This window comes from Stutzerimonas kirkiae (assembly GCF_004327335.1).
GTDB lineage: Bacteria > Pseudomonadota > Gammaproteobacteria > Pseudomonadales > Pseudomonadaceae > Stutzerimonas > Stutzerimonas kirkiae.
Window position 1 is genome coordinate 1 of the sequence record NZ_QJUO01000063.1, and the last position, 3,531, is coordinate 3,531.

A 3,531-nucleotide genomic window follows, 5' to 3' on the forward strand; every position below is an offset into this window, starting at 1 on the left:
GGACGGTTACCACGGTGTGATTCATGACTGGGGTGAAGTCGTAACAAGGTAGCCGTAGGGGAACCTGCGGCTGGATCACCTCCTTAATCGACGACATCAGCTTCGTCATGAGCACCCACACGAATTGCTTGATTCACTTGCGAAAAGCGATTGGGTTTTAGACCCGAGAGTAGACAGATTGGGTCTGTAGCTCAGTTGGTTAGAGCGCACCCCTGATAAGGGTGAGGTCGGCAGTTCGAATCTGCCCAGACCCACCAATTGTCAAGGGGCGTGGCCGGTCAGTAGATGGGGCCATAGCTCAGCTGGGAGAGCGCCTGCTTTGCACGCAGGAGGTCAGGAGTTCGATCCTCCTTGGCTCCACCATACACTCGAAATCGCTGAAAGCTCAGAACTGAGCGCCGCTGAAGCCTGAGGGTTGCAGGGTGTTGAGTTCTGGTCTTTGCGCCGGAACTGTTCTTTAAAAATTTGGGTATGTGATAGAAGCAAGACTGACTGATTGTTTTCACTGACGATCAGTTTGGTCAAGGTAAAATTTGTAGTTCTCAAGACGCAAATTTTCGGCGAATGTCGTCTTCACGTTCGAGATCGTAACCAGATTGCTTGGGGTTATATGGTCAAGTGAAGAAGCGCATACGGTGGATGCCTTGGCAGTCAGAGGCGATGAAAGACGTGGTAGCCTGCGATAAGCTTCGGGGAGTCGGCAAACAGACTTTGATCCGGAGATCTCTGAATGGGGGAACCCACCCAGCATAAGCTGGGTATCATGCACTGAATACATAGGTGTATGAGGCGAACCAGGGGAACTGAAACATCTAAGTACCCTGAGGAAAAGAAATCAACCGAGATTCCCTTAGTAGTGGCGAGCGAACGGGGATTAGCCCTTAAGTTGGTTTGAGATTAGTGGAAGGCTCTGGAAAGTGCCGCCATAGTGGGTGATAGCCCCGTACACGAAAATCTCTTATCAATGAAATCGAGTAGGACGGAGCACGAGAAACTTTGTCTGAATATGGGGGGACCATCCTCCAAGGCTAAATACTACTGACTGACCGATAGTGAACCAGTACCGTGAGGGAAAGGCGAAAAGAACCCCGGAGAGGGGAGTGAAATAGAACCTGAAACCGTATGCGTACAAGCAGTGGGAGCCTACTTAGTTAGGTGACTGCGTACCTTTTGTATAATGGGTCAGCGACTTATTTTCAGTGGCGAGCTTAACCGAATAGGGGAGGCGTAGCGAAAGCGAGTCTTAATAGGGCGTCTAGTCGCTGGGAATAGACCCGAAACCGGGCGATCTATCCATGGGCAGGTTGAAGGTTGGGTAACACTAACTGGAGGACCGAACCGACTACCGTTGAAAAGTTAGCGGATGACCTGTGGATCGGAGTGAAAGGCTAATCAAGCTCGGAGATAGCTGGTTCTCCTCGAAAGCTATTTAGGTAGCGCCTCGTGTATCACTGCTGGGGGTAGAGCACTGTTTCGGCTAGGGGGTCATCCCGACTTACCAAACCGATGCAAACTCCGAATACCGGCAAGTGTCAGCACGGGAGACACACGGCGGGTGCTAACGTCCGTCGTGAAAAGGGAAACAACCCAGACCGTCAGCTAAGGTCCCAAAGTCATGGTTAAGTGGGAAACGATGTGGGAAGGCTTAGACAGCTAGGAGGTTGGCTTAGAAGCAGCCATCCTTTAAAGAAAGCGTAATAGCTCACTAGTCGAGTCGGCCTGCGCGGAAGATGTAACGGGGCTCAAACCATGCACCGAAGCTACGGGTTCAACGCAAGTTGAGCGGTAGAGGAGCGTTCTGTAAGCCTGTGAAGGTGAGTTGAGAAGCTTGCTGGAGGTATCAGAAGTGCGAATGCTGACATGAGTAACGACAATGCGAGTGAAAAACTTGCACGCCGAAAGACCAAGGGTTCCTGCGCAACGTTAATCGACGCAGGGTGAGTCGGTCCCTAAGGCGAGGCTGAAGAGCGTAGTCGATGGGAAACGGGTTAATATTCCCGTACTTCTGGTTACTGCGATGGGGGGACGGAGAAGGCTAGGCCAGCTTGGCGTTGGTTGTCCAAGTTTAAGGTGGTAGGCAGGTTTCTTAGGTAAATCCGGGAAATCAATGCCGAGAACTGATGACGAGCTTTCTATTAGAAAGCGAAGTGGTTGATGCCATGCTTCCAGGAAAAGCCTCTAAGCTTCAGGTAATCAGGAACCGTACCCCAAACCGACACAGGTGGTTGGGTAGAGAATACCAAGGCGCTTGAGAGAACTCGGGTGAAGGAACTAGGCAAAATGGCACCGTAACTTCGGGAGAAGGTGCGCCGGTGAGGGTGAAGTATTTACTACGTAAGCCTTCGCTGGTCGAAGATACCAGGCCGCTGCGACTGTTTATTAAAAACACAGCACTCTGCAAACACGAAAGTGGACGTATAGGGTGTGACGCCTGCCCGGTGCCGGAAGGTTAATTGATGGGGTTAGCGCAAGCGAAGCTCTTGATCGAAGCCCCGGTAAACGGCGGCCGTAACTATAACGGTCCTAAGGTAGCGAAATTCCTTGTCGGGTAAGTTCCGACCTGCACGAATGGCGTAACGATGGCGGCGCTGTCTCCACCCGAGACTCAGTGAAATTGAAATCGCTGTGAAGATGCAGTGTATCCGCGGCTAGACGGAAAGACCCCGTGAACCTTTACTATAGCTTTGCACTGGACTTTGAGCTTGCTTGTGTAGGATAGGTGGGAGGCTTTGAAGTGGGGACGCTAGTTCTCATGGAGCCAACCTTGAAATACCACCCTGGCAATCTTGAGGTTCTAACTCTGGTCCGTTATCCGGATCGAGGACAGTGTATGGTGGGTAGTTTGACTGGGGCGGTCTCCTCCTAAAGAGTAACGGAGGAGTACGAAGGTGCGCTCAGACCGGTCGGAAATCGGTCGTAGAGTATAAAGGCAAAAGCGCGCTTGACTGCGAGACAGACACGTCGAGCAGGTACGAAAGTAGGTCTTAGTGATCCGGTGGTTCTGTATGGAAGGGCCATCGCTCAACGGATAAAAGGTACTCCGGGGATAACAGGCTGATACCGCCCAAGAGTTCATATCGACGGCGGTGTTTGGCACCTCGATGTCGGCTCATCACATCCTGGGGCTGAAGCCGGTCCCAAGGGTATGGCTGTTCGCCATTTAAAGTGGTACGCGAGCTGGGTTTAGAACGTCGTGAGACAGTTCGGTCCCTATCTGCCGTGGACGTTTGAGATTTGAGAGGGGCTGCTCCTAGTACGAGAGGACCGGAGTGGACGAACCTCTGGTGTTCCGGTTGTCACGCCAGTGGCATTGCCGGGTAGCTATGTTCGGAAGAGATAACCGCTGAAAGCATCTAAGCGGGAAACTTGCCTCAAGATGAGATCTCACTGGAGCCTTGAGCTCCCTGAAGGGCCGTCGAAGACTACGACGTTGATAGGCTGGGTGTGTAAGCGTTGTGAGGCGTTGAGCTAACCAGTACTAATTGCCCGTGAGGCTTGACCATATAACACCCAAACAATCTGCGAGGGCAT

Annotated in this window: 2 tRNA genes and 2 rRNA genes; all 4 read left to right on the plus strand. The window is 52.1% G+C overall.

Annotated features, from left to right (window positions below):
- Nucleotides 1–86: ribosomal RNA gene (locus DNJ95_RS18955) — 16S ribosomal RNA — on the plus strand; the annotation flags it as partial.
- Between the two features lie 94 nt (nucleotides 87–180).
- A tRNA-Ile gene (locus DNJ95_RS18960) sits at nucleotides 181–257 on the plus strand.
- A gap of 30 nt (nucleotides 258–287) precedes the next feature.
- A tRNA-Ala gene (locus DNJ95_RS18965) sits at nucleotides 288–363 on the plus strand.
- A gap of 249 nt (nucleotides 364–612) precedes the next feature.
- Nucleotides 613–3,503: ribosomal RNA gene (locus tag DNJ95_RS18970) — 23S ribosomal RNA — on the plus strand.
- Nucleotides 3,504–3,531 lie beyond the last annotated feature (28 nt).